Raw genomic sequence first — 1,054 nt, 5'->3', positions numbered from 1 at the left:
TAGAGCGTGATGACATCGGATTGACTCGATAGGGGATTCCCAACGGCTGCGAGTTGTGATTCACGATGTCTGCTGGTGCTGGAGGCCAGCATGGCATGGTTCGAGCGTTATCGATGGACCTTCGCGAGCGGGTGCTTGCCGCGGTATTGGACGAGGGCATGTCGGCGCGTGGCGCAGCTGCCCGGTTCGGGATTTCGGAAAGTAGCGCGATCAAGTGGGTTAAGCGGCACCGGCAGACCGGGACAGTCGCCCCGGCCCAAATTGGTGGCCACAAGCCTCGGCTTCTGACGGGCGAATTGCGTGACTGGCTGCTGGATCGGACAAGGACCGACTTCACCTTGCGCGGTCTGGTTGCCGAGCTGAACGAGCGCGGCGTGAAGGTCGATTACGTGCAGGTCTGGCGCTTTGCTCATGCCGAAGGGCTGAGCTTCAAAAAAAAGCGTTCTGCCGGCCGAACAGCTGCGCCCGAAGATCACCCGGCGGCGCGAGCAGTGGAAGAAGTTCCAGGGCCGGCCTGATCCCCGCCGCCTTGTCTTTGTGGACGAGACCTGGGCGAAGACCAACATGGCGCCCTTGCGGGGCTGGGCACCAGTCGGTCAGCGGCTCCATACCAAGGTGCCTTATGGCCACTGGAAAACGATGACCTTCATCGCCGCCCTGCGCTGCGACCGGATCGACGCGCCGTTCGTGTTCGATCAGCCGATCAACGCCGCCAGCTTTACCGCATGGGTCGAAGAACAGCTCTGCCCGACCCTTGCACCTGGCGATATCGTCGTGATGGACAACCTCTCCAGCCATAAGAAGCCAGCCGTTCGGGCTGCCATCCGGGCTCGGGGTGCGCGCCTGCTGTTCCTGCCGCCCTACAGCCCCGACCTCAATCCGATCGAGCAGGTCTTCGCCAAGCTCAAGCACCTCTTGCGAAAGGCCGCAGAGCGATCCGTCGAGGCAACATGGCGGCGCATCGGCTCACTACTCGACGCCTTCACGCCAGACGAATGCGCAAACTACCTCAGAAACTCAGGCTATGCGTCAATGTAATGTCATCAAACTCTAG

General features: G+C 61.6%; 1 protein-coding gene. It reads left to right on the top strand.

Going from position 1 to position 1,054, the window contains the following annotated elements; all coding sequences use genetic code 11:
- The first annotated feature begins 95 nt into the window (after nucleotides 1-95).
- Nucleotides 96-1,038 (top strand): IS630 family transposase gene (locus FHW97_RS21925; protein ID WP_171799754.1). Its coding sequence is split into 2 segments (ribosomal slippage): nucleotides 96-431 and nucleotides 433-1,038, totalling 942 coding nucleotides; the frame shifts between segments, so codons are not numbered across the junction.
- Nucleotides 1,039-1,054: the final 16 nt, after the last annotated feature.

It is taken from the genome of Novosphingobium sp. SG754 (assembly GCF_013149315.1).
Lineage (GTDB): Bacteria > Pseudomonadota > Alphaproteobacteria > Sphingomonadales > Sphingomonadaceae > Novosphingobium > Novosphingobium capsulatum.
Note: the sequence above shows the minus strand (reverse complement) of the source record. Positions and strands in the feature narration are given on the sequence as shown.